This window comes from Streptomyces hyderabadensis (genome assembly GCF_020404845.1).
Taxonomy (GTDB): Bacteria; Actinomycetota; Actinomycetes; order Streptomycetales; family Streptomycetaceae; genus Streptomyces; species Streptomyces hyderabadensis.
Genome location: NZ_JAIOJZ010000004.1, coordinates 116,411 through 135,289 on the forward strand (window position 1 = coordinate 116,411; position 18,879 = coordinate 135,289).

Sequence of the window (18,879 nt, forward strand, 5' to 3'; positions counted from 1 at the left end):
TACGGTGGCACGACAGGGGCTCGACCGGCTCGACGGCCGGATGCTGCGGCTGCTGCGGGAACGGCCGCGTGAGGGCCTGCTGGAGATCGCCCGGCAGCTGGGGGTCGCCCGCGGCACGTTGCAGGCCCGCCTCGACCGGCTGACCGGCTCCGGCGTGGTGACCGGTTACGGGCCGGACATGGACGTGGCCGCCCTCGGGCACGTGGTCCAGGCGTTCACGACGTTCGAGGTGGACCAGCCGGCCCGGGAGGCGATCGCGGCACGGATGCGGGATGTGCCGCAGATCCTGGAGGCGCACGTGGTGACCGGACCCGGTGACATCTGGTGCCGTATCGCGGGCACGAGCAACCAGCATGTGCAGCAGGTGATCGACCACGTGCTGGAGGTGCCGGGGGTGCGGCGCAGCACGACGGTCATCGCGCTGAGCGCGGTCGTCCCCTACCGCGTCCAGCCCCTGGTCGACGAGGTGTCCGGCCTGGCGGAGCCCCGGGACTGACGCCACGGTGCCCCACGCTTGACTCCACGGCGTGCCGGGCCCGTTGTCAGTGCCCGGTGGCACCATGCGGTCATGAGTGGCGAGTCATTCAACGGACCCATCGAGCCCTGCGAGCCCGTGGAACGCCGCGAGCCCTGCGAACCGTTCGACTGGCGTGCGTTCCTCGGGCGTTGGCAGGAGGAGTGGATGCCGCGGCCGGAGCGGGAGGGGGACCGCCGGACCGGCACCGTCGTGCTGGGCCGCGCGGGGGCCGACGAGGCGGCCGTCGCCGCGGCGGAGGAGCGGCTGGGGCGGCGGCTGCCGCCCTCGTACCGGCAGTTCCTGTCCGTGAGCGACGGGTGGTACGTGGACCAGATGGCCGGCGTCTACCGGCTCGGCGGGGTCGCGGACATCGACTGGTTCGGGGATCCGTACGGGATGACGCCCATGTACGAGCGGGACCTGGGCGCCGACCCGTCGCCGGAGGAGACCCTGCTGGCCGGGATGTGGCGGCGGGCGCTGCGGCTGGAGACGGACTCGGACATGACGTACGCGCTGCTCGATCCAGGGGACCGCGACGAGGACGGTGAATGGGCGCTCTACGTCTACAAGGGCTGGAGCGGCGAGTTCCCGGACCGCTACCCGTCGTTCCGCGCGTACATGGAGGCCATGTACCGGCACTTCCACGCCACCCGGGCGGAGCGGGCCGACTTCGTGAACGCCACCACGCGCGAGCAGGACGCCCGGGTGGAGCGGGCGCGGCTGCTGGCCCTGCGCGGGCGCCACGAGGAGGCCGTACCGCTCCTGGAGGAGGCGTCCGGCTTCGGGCGGCCGCACAGTGCCGTACTGCTGAACCAGATACGGCACTTCCTGGCTCCGCACCGCTCCCGGGGGTACGGCGGCCTGGTGGCCGAGGCGGGCTGCCTGCCGGAGGTGCTGCCGGTGGAGGCCATGGAGCGGGCGCGGGACGGGCGGCGGCCCGACGGGGACGACCACTGGCTGGGGATGATGGCCGCGCGCGGCGTTGCCCGGGAGACGGCCGAGGCGGTGCTGGGGGCCCTGCGGGACGGCAGCCACCGCTATGCGCCCCGGGGCGCGTGGGGCCGGGCCGTGGCCGAGGCACGGGAGTCGGCCCGCTGGGGCGCGGGGGACGCGGCGTGGCGGGTGCTGCGGGAGGCGCTCCCGCGGTGGGAGCAGCCGGGGCCGGGGCTGATCGTCCCGCTCGGGCTGCTCGCCGACCCGGTGCTGGGGCCGCTGGTGACCCCGGAGCGGGGGCGGGAGGTGCTGGCGACGCCCCGGGCCGGGCAGCGGGGTCCGGCGCCCGTTCCGGCGCCCGATCTCGATCCGCCGGGGCTCGGCTGGCTGGCGGAGCCCGCGGCGCACCGCACGTCGCTCGGCGGCGGGTATCGCGGTGCCTGGGTCGAGGGGGTCGATCCGGCGCGTCTGCCGGGGCTCATCGGTGAGGAGGGCGCGGTCCTGAGTTCTCCGCTCCGTCCGTTCGACGTGTCCCGGCTGGCGGTCGGGGTCCACGGGCGGGAGGACGTGGAGCCGTGGGAGGACCGGGCCGTGGTCTCCGTCGGCCGCTCGGGATCGTGGGCCTTCGCCTTCGCCTTCGACGGCCACGGCCGCAGCCGCTTCGGTCCTCGGTTCCGGTCCCCGGCCGCGGCCGCCTCCGCGGGCGGACGGGCCGTGGTGGTGTGGTGCGACCGGGGACCCGGGGACCCGGAGGGCCCTCCGGTCGCGTTCCACCTGTCGGTGGCCGAAGAGGGCACGGAGCTGTACGCGTTCACGGTGCGGGGTACGGAGACCGAGCGGTCCGGGGCGATACCCGAGGCCCTGGACCCGGACCGGCTGTTCGGGCCCGGGGCGGACGGAGTGGGGGGCGAGCGGCGGGTGCTCGACGCGTTGTACGGGGAACTCGGGCTCGCGCTGCCCCGGTTCGCGCTCACCCGGGGCAGCCTCCCCGCCTTCACCACCCGGTCCTGGACACGGGCGCCCCGCGAGGGCGAGCGGTTCGCCCACCTCTCCTTCACCAGGACCCGGCGGTGACAGACCGCCGCGGGGGCGGCTAGCTTCGTTCCGGTACGCGCCGGGGGGCGGGTGCGCGTCGCACGGGTGGCACACGGAACGGGGCGGGCGTGGGGCTCAGGGTCTACGGGGTCGTTCTCCAGGTGGTGGCCTGCGGTTTGGCGGGGTGGCAGGTCTGGTTCCTCTGGGACCTGGCGGCCCGTGAGGCCTGGCCGGTGCACTACCCTCCCTGTCCGGTCGGTGAGCTGTGCGGCGGCGATCCGCTGGTGGACTACGCGCCGTTCCTGGGTGCCGGGTCCATGGCGCTGTTCGTCGCACTGTCCTGGCGCTTCCTGCACCGGGCCGCCGTGCCCGCGTCGGTGCTGCTCGCCGCGGTCGCCGGGCTGTACGGGGTGGAGCGGACCGGGACGTCGGACGCGGCCTGGTCCGTGCTGTTCGCCGCGGTGGCGCTCGCCGCGAGCCTGGTGACCTGGTGGTGCGCGGCGACCGGGCTGCGGCGGACCGCCGTCCTGCGGCGGTGGTCCCGGCGGTACCGGGTCGCGGACGCCCGCGTCGTCGACTGGCGGCGGCACGGGCCGGGTGGCTTCGGGGCGGGGCTGGCCGTGTTCCGGGACGAGGCGGGGGTGCGTCACCGGGTGCCCGTCGTCGTGGAGAGGTACGCGCTGGCGCGGCATCTCGTGGCCGTCTACGATCCCGCCCGACCGGCCGATGCCCGTACCACCCGGGTGGCGGCGCCGCGTTCGCTGCGCCCGCTCGACGACGGCTCACCCGTGAACACGGCCGCGGCCGGGGAGGTGCGGACGTCGTGACCCTGCTGCGGAACTCGCTGCGCCGGCTGCTGGTCCCGGAGTGCTGGGTGACCGCGCTGCTCATCGGGGGCGCGCTGGTGGCCGTGGTGCGGGGCCTGGGGGACGGGCCGCGGTGGCTGCTGCCCGTCGGGCTCACCGTGTCCGCGTGTGCGCTGGGGCTCCTGGGCAGGGTCGCCGCGCCGAACACCATGGTGACCGGCGCGCCCACGGGACGCCGGGCGCTCGCCCCCGCGCTGGTCGTCTCCTCGTGCGTGGTGAACAAGCACACGGGCCGGCCGGCGCTCGACCGGCGGGACGCCTCCAGCGTGGCCGAGATGGAGCTGGTCGTGGTGGGGGACGAGGGCGTCCCGTACCGGGTGACGGTCCAGCATCCGCTGGACGTGCGGGGGCTGTTGCACGGCGATGCCGTGGTCGTCGCGTACTCCACGAAGCGGCCCTGGCTGGTGGAGCTGGCCGATGACCCGCCGCGTGCGCTGCGGGAACGGGCCGAGGGCCTGGTCGCCGAGGGGGCGGTCCACCGGTCGCTGCCGGTTTCCCGCTACCCGGGCGCGGGTCTTCCGGACGGTGTGCTGCTGCCGTTGGCCGGACTCGTGGTCGCCGCGGTCCTGCTCGTACTGCTGGGGGTGTGACGTGGGCGAGATGCGGCCGACGGACGCGGTGACCGACGCGGACGCGGTGACCGACGCGGACGCCGTGGCCGACGCGGTCGCCGTGGCCGGTGGGGGCGCCGGGCCGCAGGATGCGGTACCCGCGGGCTGGGAGGACGCGCCGGGCGGACGCGTGGCGCCCGACCCCGTCCTGCCGCCGGGCGAGTGGCGTCGGCAGGTGTGGCGGGCCCGGGGGACTGCCCTGGCCTCGGCCCTGCTGGGCACCGCGGTGACCGGCCTGCTGGTGTGGGCACTGCTCCCGGCGCCCGACCCGCGCCCCGCGTCCGCGCCGCCCGCCCCCTCGGCGTCCGCCTCCGTGTCCCCGGCACCCGGGATCTCGGCTCCCACCACCGCCCCGGGCCCGTACCTGACGGCGCCCGACCGGGTGCGCAGCATCGTCGACAGCCTCGAACGGCGCACCGGCGGCACCGAGGTGTACTTCTTCTCGGTGTCGGAGCAGTACTCCTGGATCACGGTCCCCGTCGACGGCGGTACGGGCGAGTCCGCGCGGTACGAGTACCGGAGCGGGTCCGGGCTGCGGGGCCTCGGTGCCACGGGCCGGGAGCGCGCCGGCCGGCCGCGGTTCGACCTCGCGGACGTCGACTGGTCGGTGCTCCCTGAGCTGTACCGCCGGGCGGACGAAGCGCTCGGCTTCCCCACCGCCACCGAGCGCACCCTGCGGGTGGATCCCCGGAAGACACCGGTGCTGTCCGTGGAGCTGGACGACGGCACGAGCATCGGGTGGATCGACGCGGACGTCGACGGCACCGTCGCCGAGGTGCACCCGCCGGTGCGGTACGCCTTCGGGACGCCGGCCCGCTGAGTGGGGCGCTCGGCCCTGCCGGAGGGGCCGGCCGGGGCCGAGCCCGCCCCTTCCCGTACCGGGGACCACTCCCCGCTTGCCGTCGCACGTGACGCCGGCAGGTAACCGGGGAGTGGTCCACGCTGGGGGCGGTCGCTCGCCTCAGGTGCGGGCCAGTACCGAGGCCACCACCTGGCGCAGCATCGACGCCGGGTCGGGGACGGGCCCCGGGGAGCGCCACGCCACGAAGCCGTCGGGGCGGACCAGGACCGCGCCGTCCCGGGTCACTCCGTGGGCGCGCGCCCAGTCGGTCTCCTCGTCGTCCGGGACCAGGTCGGCCGCGGGGGTGCCGCCCACGCGGTACGACTTCAGCGGGACCCGCATCCCGGCGGCCACCTCTGCGGCCGCCTCGTGCCAGCCGGTGGGCTGGGCGGCGTCGCTGAGCAGGACCAGGGAGTCCTCGTAGAGGTCCAGGGTGGACAGGTGCTCCTCGCCCCGGCGGAGCCAGAGGTGCGGGGCCCGGCTGCCGGGCGCGCCGGTGAGGTCGAGGCCCTCCGGGACCACCGGGGTCGCCGGGTCGGCGCCGACCACCGCGCCCCGGGGGTAGCGGTAGCCGAGGGCGACGTTGAGGATCCCGCGCTGCGGACCGCCGCCGGGGCCGCCGGCACCGGGCCCGCCACCGGGTCGGCCTCCAGGTCCGCCCGGACCACCGGAGCCTCCCGGACCACCAGGGCCTCCCGGACCGCCGGCAACCCCGGGCGCACTGCCCGGGCCCCCGGCCCCGCCCGGACCGCGGACGTCCCCCGCACCACCGACACCCCCGGGCACACCGCCCGGACCACCCGAACCCCCCGGACCACCAGGCACGCCACCCGGGCCCCCGGGACCGCCCGGACCGCCAGGCGCCCCGCCCCCCATGGCCGGGGGCGGGGCGAAGCCCGGGTGGCTGTGTTCGACCGAGCGGTGGGCCGCGCGGGCGCTGGTGGCCTCCGCGACCGGGCGGCGTTCGGTGTCGTAGGTGTCCAGGAGGCCCTCGCCCGCCCAGCCCTCGAGGACCGCGGCCAGCTTCCAGGCGAGGTTGTGGGCGTCCTGGATGCCGGTGTTGGAGCCGAACGCGCCGGTGGGCGACATCTCGTGGGCCGAGTCGCCGGCCAGCAGGACGCGGCCGGAGCGGTAGCTGCGGGCGACGCGCTGGGCGGCGTGCCAGGGGGCCTTGCCGGTGATCTCGACGTCCAGGTCCGGGTCGCCGATCGCGCGGCGGATGTGGGCGGCGCAGCGCTCGTCGGTGAAGTCCTCCACCGTCTCGCCCTGTTCGGGGTGCCAGGGGGCGTGGAAGACCCAGTTCTCGCGGTTGTCGACCGGCAGGAGCGCCCCGTCGGCGTTCTCGGCCGTCAGGTAGCAGACGATGAAGCGGCGGTCGCCCACGACGTCGGCCAGCCGCCGGGAGCGGAAGGTGATGCTGACGTTGTGGAAGAGGTCGCCGGGTCCGCTCTGGCCGATGCCGAGCTGCTCGCGCACGGGGCTGCGGGGACCGTCGGCGGCGACCAGGTAGTCCGCGCGGATGGTGGTGTGCTCGCCGGTCTCCCGGCTCTTCACGATGGCCGTGACGCCTTCGGTGTCGGCCTCGAAGGAGAGCAGTTCGGTGCCGAACCGCAGGTCGCCGCCGAGGTTGGCGGCGTGGGCGAGGAGTTCGGGCTCCAGGTCGTTCTGGCTGCACAGGCACCACGAGCTGGGGCTGAAGCGGGCCAGGCCGTTGCCGGGGTCGATCTGCTTGAACAGCCACTCCCCCGCGTCGCCGACCAGGGTCGGCGTCTGCAGGATGCCGTGGTTGTCGGCCAGGGTGGCGGCGGCCCGGCGGATGTCGGGCTCGGTGCCGGCCACCCGGAAGATCTCCATCGTGCGGACGTTGTTGCCGCGCCCCCGCGGGTGGATGGAGGTGCCGGCGTGCCGCTCCACCAGGGTGTGCCTCACGCCCAGCCGGCCCAGGAACACGGAGGTCGACAGGCCCACCAGGGACCCGCCGACGACCAGCACCGGGACGCGGTGGGTCCGGTCGCCCCCGGGGGCGGCGCCGCCGGACCGGTCGGCTCTTGCGTTCATGGTTCGTCCTCCGTTGTGCGACAGGTGCGCGACGGACGCGCGACAGACGTGCGAGTTGCGGGTGGGGTCCGACAGGGGTGCGCCGGGGCCTTCATGCATGCCCCGTACGGCCCGCCGGGGCCCGCGGCGGCGCAGGCTTCACCCGCTTAACCCTCCTGGTTCGCGGACCCCGCGGGCACGGCCCACGATCGTGCTTACGCGACCGTCGCACCCCGCCTGCCCGGCGGGCGCCGCCGACGATCGCCCCAGTCCACGAGGAAGACCCCGAGAAGAGGTGGGCCGGATGACGGTCTCTCCCGTCGTAGCGACGGATGCCCCGAGCACGGATGCCACGGACGCGACGGACGCCACGCACAGCAAGGCCGTGGCGGCGGACGCCGGCGGCGTGTCGATATCCGCGTTCGACGGATCCCGCGTGCGGGTCGTCCTGATGCTGGACGTCCACGACGGAATGCAGCAGGAGTTCCTGGACGCCTACGAGCGCATCCGCGACCGGGTCGCCGCTGTTCCGGGACACGTCAGCGACCAGCTGTGCCAGTCCCTGGAGAACCCCACCCAGTGGCTGCTGACCAGTGAGTGGGAGAGTGCCGCGCCCTTCCTGGCCTGGGTCAACAGCGACGAGCACCTGGACACCGTGGAGCCGTTGCAGACCTGCGTCCGGGACACCCGCTCGCTGCGCTACAGCGTCCTGCGGGAGACCGACGGCGCCCGGCCCGCACCCGGTGAGCCGCGCTCCGCGCCCCGGATCGGGGGCAACGTCGTACGCCACGCCCTGACCTTCACCGTGCGGCCCGGCACCGAGGCCGAGACCGCCCGGCTGCTGTCCGAGTACGTGTCGCCCGACGCCCACGTGGACGGCTCCACGCGGCTGCTGCGCACCTCGCTCTTCATGTCCGGCAACCGGATCGTGCGGGCCGTGGAGGTGCGCGGCGACCTGCAGACCGCGCTGCGGCACGTGGCCCGGCAGCCCGGGGTGCGGGCCGTGGAGGAGGCCCTGAACCCGTATCTGGAGCAGGACCGGGACCTCGCCGACCCGCACTCCGCCCGGCGCTTCTTCACCCGGGCCGCGATGCCGGCCGTCCACCACGCGACCTCCCCCGGCCGGTCCGGTGCGCACGTCGAGCGGATCGCGCTGCTCTACCCGGTGCGTCCCGGCGCCGGCGGGGAGCTGGCCCGGCTGCTGGCCCGCCGGGACGCCTCGGCCGCGCAGGACCCGGACGGCCCGGTGCGCGCCGCCACCGTCTTCCACCGCGACGACCTCGTCGTACGGCTCGTGGACGTGACCGGCGACCCCGAGGCCGCGCCCGCCGCCGTCCTGGGCCTGTACGGCTCCGAGGGCGCCGCGGCCGCCGAACGGCTGCTGGACACGGCCGCCGTCGGTGTCGACGGGGTACCGGCAGATGCAGCGGCGCAGGCCGCGCTGCTGGCCCGGCTGCGGATGACGCCCCTCACCGACCGGCGTTCGGCCGGTTCCTGAACCACGCTCCCGCGACCGCACGGCCGCGCGACCGACCCGGCCGGGCCCGACGACGTGCCCGACCGCCCGTCCGTCCGCGCGAACCCGCCCCGCCCCTCCGCTTCCTCCTGCTCCTCCCGCTCTCCTCCCGCTCCTCCCCCGCTTCTTCCCCTTCCTCCCGTCACCCCGGAGTGAACGACATGACAGACCAGCAGGTACGCATCGTCTCCCTCGGCGACATCGCGCCCAACCGCCGTCGCGGCGGAGACCTCCGCGCCCTTCTCACGCCCACCACCGCCGGGTCGACCAGCGGGTTCATGGGCGTGGCCATCGTGCAGCCCGGCGACCGCATCGCCGAGCACTACCACCCGTACTCCGAGGAGTTCGTGTACGTCACGGAGGGCGCCCTCGAAGTGGACCTGGACGGGGTGCCGCACTCGCTCGCCACCGGGCAGGGGCTGCTGATCCCGCAGGACATGCGCCACCGCTTCCGCAACACGGGGGACGTCGAGGCGCGGCTCGTGTTCCACCTGGGGCCGCTCGCCCCGCGCCCGGAGCTGGGTCACGTCGACACGGAGGACGCTCAGGGCAACGCGCTGCCCTGCGACGGGGCTCACGCGGGCCACGCCGGGCACGAGCGGCCCGCCCCGGCGGCCGAGGTGGTGTCATGACCCGGCGTCGGGTCGCCGTCACGGGCATAGGCGTCGTCGCCCCGGGCGGGATCGGCGTGCCCCAGTTCTGGGGGCTGCTGTCCGACGGCCGTACGGCGACGCGCCGCATCTCCCTGTTCGACCCGGCCGGGCTGCGTTCGCAGATCGCCGCCGAGTGCGACTTCGAGCCCGCCGACCACGGGCTCGGCCTCGCCACCGTCCAGCGCTGCGACCGGTACGTGCAGTTCGCGCTCGTCGCCGCCTCGGAGGCGGTCCGGGACGCGAACCTCGACATGAACCGCGAGGACCCCTGGCGGGCCGGGGCCACCCTCGGCACCGCGGTCGGCGGCACCACCCGGCTCGAACACGACTACGTCCTGGTCAGCGAGCGCGGCTCCCGCTGGGACGTCGACGACCGGCGGGCCGAGCCGCACCTGGAGCGCGCGTTCACCCCCGCCACCTTGTCCTCCGCGGTCGCCGAGGAGTTCGGGGTGCGCGGGCCGGTGCAGACGGTCTCCACCGGGTGCACGTCCGGTCTCGACGCGGTCGGCTACGCCTACCACGCGGTCGCCGAGGGCCGCATGGACGTGTGCCTGGCGGGAGCGGCGGACTCGCCGATATCGCCGATCACCATGGCCTGCTTCGACGCCATCAAGGCGACCTCGCCGAACAACGACGACCCCGCGCACGCCTCCCGCCCCTTCGACGCCGAGCGCAACGGCTTCGTGATGGGCGAGGGCGCGGCGGTGCTGGTCCTGGAGGACCTGGAGCACGCCCGGGCCCGGGGCGCGGACGTGTACTGCGAGATCTCCGGCTACGCCACCTTCGGCAACGCCTACCACATGACCGGGCTCACCAAGGAGGGCCTGGAGATGGCGCGGGCCATCGACACCGCGCTGGACATGGCCCGCCTCGACGGCTCGGCCATCGACTACGTCAACGCGCACGGCTCCGGCACCCAGCAGAACGACCGGCACGAGACCGCGGCGGTCAAGCGCTCGCTGGGCGCGCACGCCTACGAGACGCCGATGAGCTCCATCAAGTCCATGGTGGGCCACTCGCTCGGCGCGATCGGCTCCATAGAGCTGGCCGCGTGCGTGCTCGCGATGCACCACCAGGTGGTGCCGCCCACGGCCAACTACACCACCCCCGACCCCGAGTGCGACCTGGACTACGTGCCGCGTGAGGCACGGGAGCGGACGCTGCGGCATGTGCTGTCGGTGGGCAGCGGCTTCGGCGGCTTCCAGTCCGCGGTCGTACTGAGCGGCAGTGAAGGAGGGCTGCGATGAGCGGGCCACAGCGGACCGGCACCGGCGGTGGGAGCCGGCGCGCGGTCGTCACCGGACTCGGCGTGGTGTCGCCGCACGGCACCGGTGTCGAGGCGCACTGGAAGGCGGTCGCCGACGGCACCAGCAGCCTGGGGCCCGTCACCCGGGAGGGCTGCGCGGACCTGCCGCTGCGGGTCGCGGGCGAGGTGCACGGCTTCGACGCGGCCGAGACGGTCGAGGACCGCTTCCTCGTCCAGACCGACCGGTTCACGCACTTCGCGCTGGCCGCCACCCAGCACGCGCTGGCCGACGCCCGGTTCGGCCGGGCCGACGCCGACTCGCCGTACTCGGTCGGCGTGGTCACCGCGGCGGGGTCGGGCGGCGGCGAGTTCGGGCAGCGGGAGCTGCAGAACCTGTGGGGACAGGGCTCGCGCCACGTCGGCCCCTACCAGTCGATCGCCTGGTTCTACGCGGCCAGCACCGGCCAGGTCTCCATACGCAACGACTTCAAGGGCCCCTGCGGGGTCGTGGCCGCCGACGAGGCGGGCGGTCTGGACGCCCTGGCGCACGCGGCACTGGCGGTGCGCAACGGCACCGACACGGTGGTCTGCGGCGCGACGGAGGCGCCGCTGGCCCCGTACTCGATCGTCTGCCAGCTGGGCTACCCCGAGCTGAGCCGGGCCGCCGAACCGGACCGCGCCTACCGCCCGTTCACCGACGCGGCCTGCGGGTTCGCACCGGCCGAGGGCGGTGCCGTACTCGTCGTGGAGGAGGAGGGGGCGGCCCGTCAGCGCGGGGCGGACGTGCGGGCGACGGTGGCCGGGCACGCGGCGACCTTCACCGGGCCCGGCCGCTGGGCCGAGTCCCGGGAAGGCCTGGCCCGCGCGATCGAGGGCGCCCTGGCCGAGGCGGGCTGCCGGCCCGAGGAGGTCGACGTGGTCTTCGCGGACGCCCTCGGCATCCCGGAGGCCGACCGGGCGGAGGCCCTGGCCCTCGCCGACGCGCTGGGCCCGCACGCCGCGCGGGTGCCGGTGACCGCGCCCAAGACCGGGACCGGACGGGCGTACTGCGCCGCGCCGGTGCTGGACGTGGCGACGGCGGTGCTCGCGATGGAGCACGGGCTGGTCCCGCCGACCCCGCACGTCCTCGACGTGTGCCACGACCTGGACCTGGTGACCGGGCGGGCCCGCCCCGCCGAGCCGCGCACCGCCCTGGTTCTCGCGCGCGGGCTCATGGGGTCCAACTCGGCGCTCGTGCTGCGACGCGGCGCCGCGCCGGCCGGGAGCCGCTGACGAGGGCCCGTGCAGGCGGGCCGCGAACGCGCGCCGTGCACGCGGGCCACCGACCGACGAACCACGACCGACGGCCGCGGAGGACGTCCGTGACCGACCGAACCGAGTCAAGGAGGACACCCATGACCGACCAACTGGACTACCAGGTGACCGTCGAGGAGCTGTCGGCGCTGATGAAGCGCACCGCCGGCGTGCACGTCGACCCGCTCACCCTCGAACAGCAGGCCGACGACGGTTTCGACACCTTCGGCCTGGACTCCCTCGGCCTGCTGGGCATCGTGGCCGAGCTGGAGAAGCGGTACGGCCTGGGCCTGCCCGAGCAGGCCGAGCGCTGCAAGACGCCCGCGGATTTCCTCGCGCTGGTCAACGGCGCCCTCAAGACGGGAGTGTGACATGGCAGGCCACACCGACAACGAGATCACCATCGCCGCCCCGATGGAGCTGGTCTGGAACATGACCAACGACATCGAGAACTGGCCCCGGCTGTTCAGCGAGTACGCCTCCGTCGAGGTGCTCGACCGCACCGACGACAAGGTCACCTTCCGGCTCACCATGCACCCGGACGCCGACGGCAAGGTGTGGAGCTGGGTCTCCGAGCGGGTCGCGGACCCGGTCACCCGCACGGTCCGCGCCCAGCGGGTGGAGACCGGGCCCTTCCAGTACATGAACATCGTCTGGGAGTACGCGGAGACCGCCGAGGGCGTCGTCATGCGCTGGACGCAGGACTTCGCGATGAAGCCGGACGCGCCCGTGGACGACGCGTGGATGACGGACAACATCAACCGCAACTCCCGTACGCAGATGGCGCTGATCCGGGACCGGATCGAGCAGGCGGCGAGCGAGCGGCGGACCGCCTCGGCGCTCGCCGACTGACAGACACCCGGACAGGGACCGAGACCGGCGAAGGGCAGCACCCCATGCACCACACACTGATCGTCGCCCGGATGGCACCGGGCGCGGCACCGGACATCGCGAAGGTGTTCGCGGAGTCCGACAGCGGCGAACTGCCGCACCTGGTGGGCGTCAACCGGCGCAGCCTCTTCGAGTTCGGTGACGGCGTGTACATGCACCTCATCGAGAGCGACGAGGACCCGGCCCCCACCATCGGCAGGCTGACCGGGCACCCGGAGTTCCGCCGGGTCAGCGAGCGGCTGGAGCCGTACGTCTCGGCGTACGACCCGGCGACCTGGCGCGGTCCGAAGGACGCGATGGCGCGCTGCTTCTACCGCTGGGAGCGGACCCCCGTCGGCTGACGGCACTCCGCCCCGGACGCGTCGGGGCCGCCCGGTTCTCGCCGGGCGGCCCCGACGTCTCCGTTCCGGCACAGCAGAGAGCAGCGGGGACCAGCACGGAACAGCACGGCACGTCCGGGCGAAGACGTACGGGGGCGGCGAACGGTTGCAGCCGTGCGACGAATGTCCGCGTGAGAAGGGACACTTCGGAAACCGTGACGTTTTCGCACGTGCGTCCGCTTGGATCTTGGGGGTACGACAGCACACCGGAGTCCGCTGTGCGCGCCCCACCGACCAGCAGAGAGGACGCACGCCGTGGGCCGATCCACCGCCCGCCGGACCAGCCGGAGAACCGGGCCGGCCGGCGCCGGGCGCAGATCCCGTTCCCGCAGACGCAGACGCCGCGGACCCGCCCGCGCGGTCCTGGCCTGTCTCGCCCTCGGGGCCGTCCTGCTCACCGCGGGCGCCGCCGTCGCGTACTGGCGGGACACCCGGCCGCCGGTGACGGACGACCAGGTGGCCGACGTCGCGGACGCCCTGGAGGCCTCGACCCGTTCGCCCTCGCCCTCCGGCTCCCCCTCGGCGTCGCCGTCCCCGAAGGCCTCACCCTCGGCCTCTCCCTCAGCCTCGCCCTCCCCCAGCACCATCGCCGTCCCGGCGACCGGCCCCGGTACCTTCGTCACCGCGCAGGCCGACGGCACGACCGTGGGCACCGGCAACCGCGTACGCCGCTACAAGGTCCTGGTCGAGAAGAACATCGACGTCCGGCCGAGCGCCGCCGCCGCCGAGATCGCCGACGTGCTCGCCGACCGGCGCGGCTGGACCCGGGACGGGACCAACTCCTTCCGGCTGGTCAGCAGCGGTTCGTACGACTTCGTGGTGAAGATCGCCACGCCCGGCACCGTCGACGAGATCTGCGGTGCCGCGGGCCTGCTCACCCGGGGCGAGGTCAACTGCAGCGTCGGCACGGACGTCGTGGTGAACCTCAAGCGCTGGGTGCTGGGCTCCCCCCAGTTCGACGGCCCGATCCACGACTACCGGGCGCTGATCGTCAACCACGAGGTCGGGCACCGCATCGGCCACGGCCACGAGACCTGCCCCGGCGCCGGCCGGCCCGCTCCGGCGATGATGCAGCAGATCAAGGGCCTCAAGGGGTGCGTGGCCAACGCCTGGCCCTACGACGAGGACGGCGCCTACCTGGGCGGCCCCGCGGTGCCCTGAGCGCACCCGGCGCGCCCCGCCGGTCGTGTGCCGCAGGTCGTGTGCCGCGGCGGTGAAGGATCCGCCCGCCGCTTGCGTATCTCCTGGCGTACCCGTACGAGCACGCGCACGCGTGCGCGTCCCGCGTCGCCCCTGGAGGCACCATGCGCCCGTCCCGCAGCAGGATCGGAGTCGTCGTCCTGTTCGGTGCGATGACCCTGACCCTCACCGCGCTGGCCTTTCCGGCCGTGCTCGGTCTGGACAAGGCCGACGGCGATCAGAACCGGATCGTGGCCAGTACCAAGTTCGGCCCGCTCACCGAGGCCGACCGCGACTTCGTGGTCAAGGTCCGCGCCGCCGGGCTGTGGGAGTACCCGCTGGGCGAGATGGTGATGGAGCGCGGTACGACGGAGGCGATGAAGACGGCCGGTGAGCACCTGGTCGTCGGGCACGCCGGTCTGGACGCGATGTGCCGGGAGATCTCCCCCGAGTTGGGCATCACGCTGCCCAACCGGGCCTCCCCGCAGCAGGAGGGCTTCGTGGCCACGGTGGACGCCAAGAGCGGCAAGGAGTTCGACTCGTCGGCGGTCAACATCATGCGGGTGACCCACGGCCAGATCTTCCCGGCCATCGCCAAGATCCGGGCCTCCACCAAGAACACCCTCGTGCGGCAGCTGGCGGACCTGGCCAACGACACCGTGCTCGACCACATCACGGTGCTGGAGAAGACCGGACTCGTCGAGTACGACCAGGTCACCTTCCAGCAGACCGGCCCGGCGAAGCTGCCGAGGGAGAAGGTCACCCCGCCCCCGCCGCAGCCTGGCGAGCGGGTGCTGGTGCTCAAGCCGCGCCCCGACCTGAACGTGAACACCGCCTCCCCGACGCCCACTCCGTCCCCGGCGGCCCGCTGAGGAGCCGGGGTTCGGGCACGGTCACGATCACGACCCAGTCACGACCGCCGGCGTGGGGAACGGGCCGCCGGTCGCGCACGTTCTCAGGGGGTGGCGGCCGACGGAGTCCGCCGGGCCATGACCATCCGGCGCCGGACCCGGTGGTGGGCGGGCCCACCCCTCGCCCCCGCCCGTGTCCGTCCGGGGCCGACGACAGGAAGAGCGGGACCATGACCGCTTCCGGGCCGGGCAGCGGCGGCACACCGGGCGAGCCGGAGGGCACGCCGGACGTGCCCGAGTACGTCTGGCGGCTGTTCCTGGAGGACGACGAGCGCGCCATCCGCGCCTCCGCCCCCAGGGAACCCTCCGCACGCGACCGGGTCCCCGGATGGCGACCTGAGGAGCCCCCCGCCGGTCGCCCAGGCCACCACGGCCACCATGACCGCCACGGTCTCCCTGACCGCCCCGGCGGCACTCGCGGCACGGTCGGCGAGGCGTGGCGCCGGGAGGAGACGTGGGCCGGACCCGGCTGGCACGAGCTGGACGGTCGGGCCCGGCTGCGCCGGATCGGCCGGGTGGTCGGCACGGCCGCCGCCGTCGCCCTCGCGCTGACCGCCTGGTCGCACCTGTCCACCGGGCCGGCCGTCCCCGGCGGGGACCCGGCCGAGACCATCGGGCAGCGCCTGGAGGAGAGCCCCGCCGTGCCCACTTCGGCCTCGCTCGGGCCGGCCTCGCACGCGCCGACGGGGTCCGCCGCGGCGAGCCCCGCCGTCTTCGCGCCCGCGCCGTCCGCGATACCCCGGGCGTCCGCGTCCGCGTCCGCCTGGCCGGCCAGCTGAACGACCGACCGCCGCACGGCCGTCCGCCCCACCACCGCCCGCCCCACGACCATCCGCCACACACCGCCCGCCCCACGGCCGTCCGCCACACGACCGACCGCCACACCACCGCCCGCCCCACGACCGACCACCACACGACCGACCGCCACACGACCTTCCGTCCACGACGGCCGCCCTCCCCCGGAGCGCACCGCCGACCGGGGGGTGCGGCGGGCGCCGCTCAGGCGCTGCGCCTGCGGGACGCCGTCTTCTTCGCGGTGGTCTTGGCCGTGCTCTTGTCGCCGCCCCTGGTGGTGCCCTTGGCCGTGGCCTTCTTGGCGGTGCCCTTGGCGGCCGCCGTCTTCTTCGCGGACCCCGCGGACTTCGCCGTCGACTTCTTCGGCTCCGCCTTCTTGGCCGCCGTCTTCTTCGCCGCCGTCGACGTCGACTTCTTGCCGCCGGTCGCCTTGGGGGCCCGCCGGGACGAGGAGGTCTCGCGCCGCGGCAGGGACCTGACCTCCGCTTCCTCGGCCGCCCCGGCCTCCTCGCCGTCCCGGGACTCCCGCGCGGCCCGCACACTGCTCTCCAGCGCGGCCATCAGGTCGAGCACCTTCCCGGGCGCCGCCTCCTCACGGACCTCCGGGGGCCGCTCACCGGCGGCCTTGGCGGCGATGACCTCCTCGACGGCCTCCCGGTACTCGTCGTGCAGGTCGTCCAGGTCGATCTCGCCGAGGGTGTCCATGAGGGCGTCCGCGAGGTCCAGTTCCTGGTCGCGCACGGTGACGCCGGCCTCCGGGGCGACGCCCTCGGGGGCGCGGACCTCGTCCGGCCAGAGCAGCCCGTGCATCGCGATGGCGTCGCCGACGACCCGGAGCATGCCCAGGCGCTCCCGGCCGCGCAGCGCGAACTTGGCGATCGCGACCCGGTTGCTGCGCTTGAGCGCCTCGCGCAGCAGCGTGTACGGCTTGGCGGCCGGGGCGCCGCTCGCGGCGAGGTAGTAGGCCGAGCCCATCTGGAGCGGATCGATGCGGTCCTCGGGCACGAAGGCCACGATCTCGATCGTGCGGGCCGTCGGGATCGGCAGCTGGGACAGGTCCTCGTCGGTGATCGGGATCATCGAGCCGTCGGCGTCCTCGTAGGCCTTGCCGATCTCGGCCTGGGTGACCTCGCGGTCCTCCAGTTCGCACACCTTGCGGTAGCGGATCCGGCCGCCGTCCTCCGTGTGGATCTGGCGGAAGGAGACCGCGTGGCTCTCGGTCGCGTTCACCAGCTTGATCGGGATGCTGACCAGGCCGAAGGAGATGGCGCCGTTCCAGATGGATCGCACGTGCCGCACCTTTCCCGTCGGGCGAGTACCGGATCAGTCGCGGGCGTTTTGTCCGGGTTTCGTGAGACTCTCATGGTATGGCGCCTATCACGGAAGTGGAGGGGCGGCGGGTGGCCCTCAGCAACCTGGACAAGGTGCTGTATCCCGGGACCGGCTTCACCAAGGGCGAGCTGCTGCACTACTACGCGACGACGGCGGACGTGCTGCTGCCGCATCTGCGGGACCGCGCGGTCTCTTTCCTGCGGTATCCGGACGGCCCGGACGGCCAGGTCTTCTTCACCAAGAACGTGCCGCCGGGTACCCCCGACTGGGTCACCACGGCCGAGGTGCCCCGCTCGGAGGGCCCGGCCCGGATGGTGCTGGTGCAGGACCTGGCGAGCCTGATGTGGGCGGCGAACCTGGTGACCGAGTTCCACACCCACCAGTGGACCGCGGACGACCCCGGCGAGGCCGACCGGCTGGTGTTCGACCTGGACCCCGGGCCGCCCGCGACCGTGGTCCAGTGCTGCGAGGTCGCGCTGTGGCTGCGGGAGCGGCTGGCGGCGGACGGGATCGAGGCGTACGCCAAGACCTCCGGGGCCAAGGGGCTGCACCTGCTGGCCGGGGTGCGGGGGTCGTCCTCGGAGCGGGTGTCGGAGTACGCGAAGGCGCTCGCGGTGGAGGCGGAGCGGGCGCTGCCGAAGCTGGTGGTGCACCGGATGACGCGCAGCCTGCGGCCGGGGAAGGTGTTCGTGGACTGGAGCCAGAACGCCGCGCGCAAGACCACGGCCGCCCCGTACACCGTGCGCGCCCGCGACGTGCCCGCGGTCTCCACGCCGGTGACGTGGGAGGAGGTCGCCGGGTGCGGGCGGGCGGAGCAGTTCGTCTTCCTGGCGCCGGACGTCGGGCCCCGGGTGCAGGACTACGGCGACCTGCTGGCGCCGCTGTTCGAGCGCGGCCGGGCGGCGGCGCTGCCCTGAGCCGCGCCCCGTCCTGCGGCCCGCGGCCGCCGTACCCCGCCGCGCTCCGCAGACCGCCGCGCCCCGCCGATGTGCTCAGAGGCGCTGCCAGGTGGCCCGGTCCCGGGCCATGGCGTGCAGGGCCTCGACGTCCGCCGGTTTCAGCACCCCGCCCGTGCGGGCCAGGTCGGGCAGCTCCCGGTCGGTGAGGACGCGCACCGAGCGGGGCGGAACGGTGACGGACACGTGTGCGGGCTCGACGAGGACCAGCACCGGGCGGACCTCCGCCGTCAGGGCGTGGGAGGCCCGGTCGGCGTCCGCGCGGACCCGGCGCAGCAGGGGCAGGGGTGCCCGGCGGCCCAGCGCCACCCGCGGGTCGTCGATCCGCACCCGCTGTCTGCGGGCGGGCAGCACGTGCAGGGCGAAGAGGCCGCCGGGGCCGATCAGCAGGTGGTGGACGCGGTCGCCGCCGGGCAGCGGGAGGGAGTGCAGGGCGTGCCAGCCGGCGCCGTCGAGCCGGTCGAGGGCGGCCCCCGTCGTCTGCTCGGCGGCCAGTGCCCGGCGGCGCGGGTCGGGGCGCAGCCGGTGCGCCGGACCGGGTTCCCGCTCCAGGGCGACCAGCAGGGCCTCGCCGGGCCGGTTGGGGGCGAGGTCGTCGTCCGGGTGGAGGCTGAGCCGGGCCAGTTCCGCGGGGGTCGGGACCGGGGGCGGGCCGATGGTGACCGGGCCGGTGACGAAGGGGCCGAGGGCCTGCAGGACCTCGTCCCTGCGGTCGTCGCTCAGCAGGTTGACGCGGGCCGCCTCACGGTCGTACCAGGCGACGTTCGCGCCGTCCGGGAGGCAGACGTAGAGCCGTTCCCGGCCGTGGCGCCGGGTCGGCACGACACGCAGTCCGTCCATGCCATCACCACCCCCGTCCATGGGACCAGGAGGGGTGCTGCCGGGGC

19 protein-coding genes are annotated in these 18,879 nt (G+C 74.8%); 16 read left to right on the forward strand and 3 right to left on the reverse strand.

The genetic code is table 11. The annotated features are described in order from the left end of the window. Positions 1 to 4: 4 nt before the first annotated feature. The 5 genes from K7854_RS05350 to K7854_RS05370 all read left to right on the forward strand — a co-directional run bounded on the left by K7854_RS05350 (position 5) and on the right by K7854_RS05370 (position 4,782). A complete protein-coding gene (locus tag K7854_RS05350) occupies positions 5 to 496 on the forward strand; it encodes an Lrp/AsnC family transcriptional regulator (RefSeq protein ID WP_226025180.1) in 492 nt (163 codons plus the stop codon). A 186-nt stretch (positions 497 to 682) separates the two neighbouring features. Beyond that, positions 683 to 2,524: an SMI1/KNR4 family protein gene (locus K7854_RS05355; protein WP_226025265.1), complete on the forward strand. Its 1,842-nt coding sequence runs from the start codon at positions 683 to 685 to the stop codon at positions 2,522 to 2,524. A gap of 89 nt (positions 2,525 to 2,613) precedes the next feature. Next, complete coding sequence (locus K7854_RS05360; RefSeq protein ID WP_226025181.1) at positions 2,614 to 3,312, forward strand: hypothetical protein; 699 nt, start codon at positions 2,614 to 2,616, stop codon at positions 3,310 to 3,312. Continuing rightward, positions 3,309 to 3,941 (forward strand): hypothetical protein, encoded by a 633-nt coding sequence (locus K7854_RS05365; RefSeq protein WP_226025182.1) that lies wholly within the window; start codon positions 3,309 to 3,311, stop codon positions 3,939 to 3,941. Before K7854_RS05360 ends, K7854_RS05365 begins: the two co-directional genes overlap by 4 nt. A gap of 1 nt (position 3,942) precedes the next feature. Further along, the gene (locus K7854_RS05370; RefSeq protein ID WP_226025183.1) at positions 3,943 to 4,782 is read left to right on the forward strand and encodes a hypothetical protein; all 840 of its coding nucleotides are present in this window, start codon (positions 3,943 to 3,945) and stop codon (positions 4,780 to 4,782) included. A 141-nt stretch (positions 4,783 to 4,923) separates the two neighbouring features. Here the strand turns inward: K7854_RS05370 and K7854_RS05375 are convergent, their stop codons facing one another. Next, positions 4,924 to 6,861, reverse strand: coding sequence for an FAD-dependent oxidoreductase (locus K7854_RS05375; protein ID WP_226025184.1), 1,938 nt, complete (start codon positions 6,859 to 6,861; stop codon positions 4,924 to 4,926). 283 nt (positions 6,862 to 7,144) lie between these two features. Here K7854_RS05375 and K7854_RS05380 point away from each other — a divergent pair, with 283 nt between their 5' ends. The 10 genes from K7854_RS05380 (at position 7,145) to K7854_RS05425 (ending at position 15,688) form a co-directional block, all read left to right on the forward strand. After that, positions 7,145 to 8,338 (forward strand): SchA/CurD-like domain-containing protein, encoded by a 1,194-nt coding sequence (locus K7854_RS05380; RefSeq protein ID WP_226025185.1) that lies wholly within the window; start codon positions 7,145 to 7,147, stop codon positions 8,336 to 8,338. A 179-nt stretch (positions 8,339 to 8,517) separates the two neighbouring features. Continuing rightward, the gene (locus tag K7854_RS05385) at positions 8,518 to 8,988 is read left to right on the forward strand and encodes a cupin domain-containing protein (protein ID WP_226025186.1); all 471 of its coding nucleotides are present in this window, start codon (positions 8,518 to 8,520) and stop codon (positions 8,986 to 8,988) included. Further along, the gene (locus K7854_RS05390) at positions 8,985 to 10,256 is read left to right on the forward strand and encodes a beta-ketoacyl-[acyl-carrier-protein] synthase family protein (protein ID WP_226025187.1); all 1,272 of its coding nucleotides are present in this window, start codon (positions 8,985 to 8,987) and stop codon (positions 10,254 to 10,256) included. Before K7854_RS05385 ends, K7854_RS05390 begins: the two co-directional genes overlap by 4 nt. Next, positions 10,253 to 11,527: a ketosynthase chain-length factor gene (locus K7854_RS05395; RefSeq protein WP_226025188.1), complete on the forward strand. Its 1,275-nt coding sequence runs from the start codon at positions 10,253 to 10,255 to the stop codon at positions 11,525 to 11,527. Before K7854_RS05390 ends, K7854_RS05395 begins: the two co-directional genes overlap by 4 nt. A gap of 122 nt (positions 11,528 to 11,649) precedes the next feature. Continuing rightward, positions 11,650 to 11,919 (forward strand): acyl carrier protein, encoded by a 270-nt coding sequence (locus tag K7854_RS05400; protein ID WP_226025189.1) that lies wholly within the window; start codon positions 11,650 to 11,652, stop codon positions 11,917 to 11,919. 1 nt (position 11,920) lies between these two features. Continuing rightward, positions 11,921 to 12,400, forward strand: coding sequence for an SRPBCC family protein (locus K7854_RS05405; RefSeq protein ID WP_226025190.1), 480 nt, complete (start codon positions 11,921 to 11,923; stop codon positions 12,398 to 12,400). A 44-nt stretch (positions 12,401 to 12,444) separates the two neighbouring features. Further along, positions 12,445 to 12,780, forward strand: coding sequence for a TcmI family type II polyketide cyclase (locus K7854_RS05410; RefSeq protein WP_226025191.1), 336 nt, complete (start codon positions 12,445 to 12,447; stop codon positions 12,778 to 12,780). Between the two features lie 294 nt (positions 12,781 to 13,074). Continuing rightward, complete coding sequence (locus K7854_RS05415) at positions 13,075 to 13,980, forward strand: DUF3152 domain-containing protein (RefSeq protein ID WP_226025192.1); 906 nt, start codon at positions 13,075 to 13,077, stop codon at positions 13,978 to 13,980. A gap of 143 nt (positions 13,981 to 14,123) precedes the next feature. After that, on the forward strand, positions 14,124 to 14,870 hold the full coding sequence (locus K7854_RS05420; protein WP_226025193.1) for a DUF4142 domain-containing protein: 747 nt from the start codon (positions 14,124 to 14,126) through the stop codon (positions 14,868 to 14,870). 209 nt (positions 14,871 to 15,079) lie between these two features. Continuing rightward, positions 15,080 to 15,688 (forward strand): hypothetical protein, encoded by a 609-nt coding sequence (locus K7854_RS05425; RefSeq protein ID WP_226025194.1) that lies wholly within the window; start codon positions 15,080 to 15,082, stop codon positions 15,686 to 15,688. Between the two features lie 220 nt (positions 15,689 to 15,908). Here the strand turns inward: K7854_RS05425 and ku are convergent, their stop codons facing one another. Then, positions 15,909 to 16,994 (reverse strand): non-homologous end joining protein Ku, encoded by a 1,086-nt coding sequence (ku, locus tag K7854_RS05430; RefSeq protein WP_226025195.1) that lies wholly within the window; start codon positions 16,992 to 16,994, stop codon positions 15,909 to 15,911. A gap of 77 nt (positions 16,995 to 17,071) precedes the next feature. On the opposite strand from ku, the gene ligD reads away from it, so the two are divergent. After that, positions 17,072 to 17,953: a non-homologous end-joining DNA ligase gene (gene ligD, locus K7854_RS05435; RefSeq protein WP_226025196.1), complete on the forward strand. Its 882-nt coding sequence runs from the start codon at positions 17,072 to 17,074 to the stop codon at positions 17,951 to 17,953. Positions 17,954 to 18,028: 75 nt separating this feature from the next. On the opposite strand, the gene K7854_RS05440 is transcribed toward ligD, so the two are convergent. Beyond that, positions 18,029 to 18,832, reverse strand: coding sequence for a nuclease-related domain-containing protein (locus K7854_RS05440; protein WP_226025197.1), 804 nt, complete (start codon positions 18,830 to 18,832; stop codon positions 18,029 to 18,031). Positions 18,833 to 18,879: the final 47 nt, after the last annotated feature.

Bases quoted from the DNA above. Each gene is read 5' to 3' on its own strand.
- K7854_RS05355 (WP_226025265.1), top strand. From the start codon at position 683: ATGCCGCGGCCGGAGCGGGAGGGGGACCGCCGGACCGGCACCGTCGTG.
- K7854_RS05375 (WP_226025184.1), bottom strand. From the start codon at position 6,861: ATGAACGCAAGAGCCGACCGGTCCGGCGGCGCCGCCCCCGGGGGCGAC.
- K7854_RS05380 (WP_226025185.1), top strand. From the start codon at position 7,145: ATGACGGTCTCTCCCGTCGTAGCGACGGATGCCCCGAGCACGGATGCC.
- K7854_RS05385 (WP_226025186.1), top strand. From the start codon at position 8,518: ATGACAGACCAGCAGGTACGCATCGTCTCCCTCGGCGACATCGCGCCC.
- K7854_RS05390 (WP_226025187.1), top strand. From the start codon at position 8,985: ATGACCCGGCGTCGGGTCGCCGTCACGGGCATAGGCGTCGTCGCCCCG.
- K7854_RS05395 (WP_226025188.1), top strand. From the start codon at position 10,253: ATGAGCGGGCCACAGCGGACCGGCACCGGCGGTGGGAGCCGGCGCGCG.
- K7854_RS05400 (WP_226025189.1), top strand. From the start codon at position 11,650: ATGACCGACCAACTGGACTACCAGGTGACCGTCGAGGAGCTGTCGGCG.
- K7854_RS05405 (WP_226025190.1), top strand. From the start codon at position 11,921: ATGGCAGGCCACACCGACAACGAGATCACCATCGCCGCCCCGATGGAG.
- K7854_RS05410 (WP_226025191.1), top strand. From the start codon at position 12,445: ATGCACCACACACTGATCGTCGCCCGGATGGCACCGGGCGCGGCACCG.
- K7854_RS05420 (WP_226025193.1), top strand. From the start codon at position 14,124: ATGCGCCCGTCCCGCAGCAGGATCGGAGTCGTCGTCCTGTTCGGTGCG.
- K7854_RS05425 (WP_226025194.1), top strand. From the start codon at position 15,080: ATGACCGCTTCCGGGCCGGGCAGCGGCGGCACACCGGGCGAGCCGGAG.
- ligD (WP_226025196.1), top strand. From the start codon at position 17,072: ATGGCGCCTATCACGGAAGTGGAGGGGCGGCGGGTGGCCCTCAGCAAC.
- K7854_RS05440 (WP_226025197.1), bottom strand. From the start codon at position 18,832: ATGGACGGACTGCGTGTCGTGCCGACCCGGCGCCACGGCCGGGAACGG.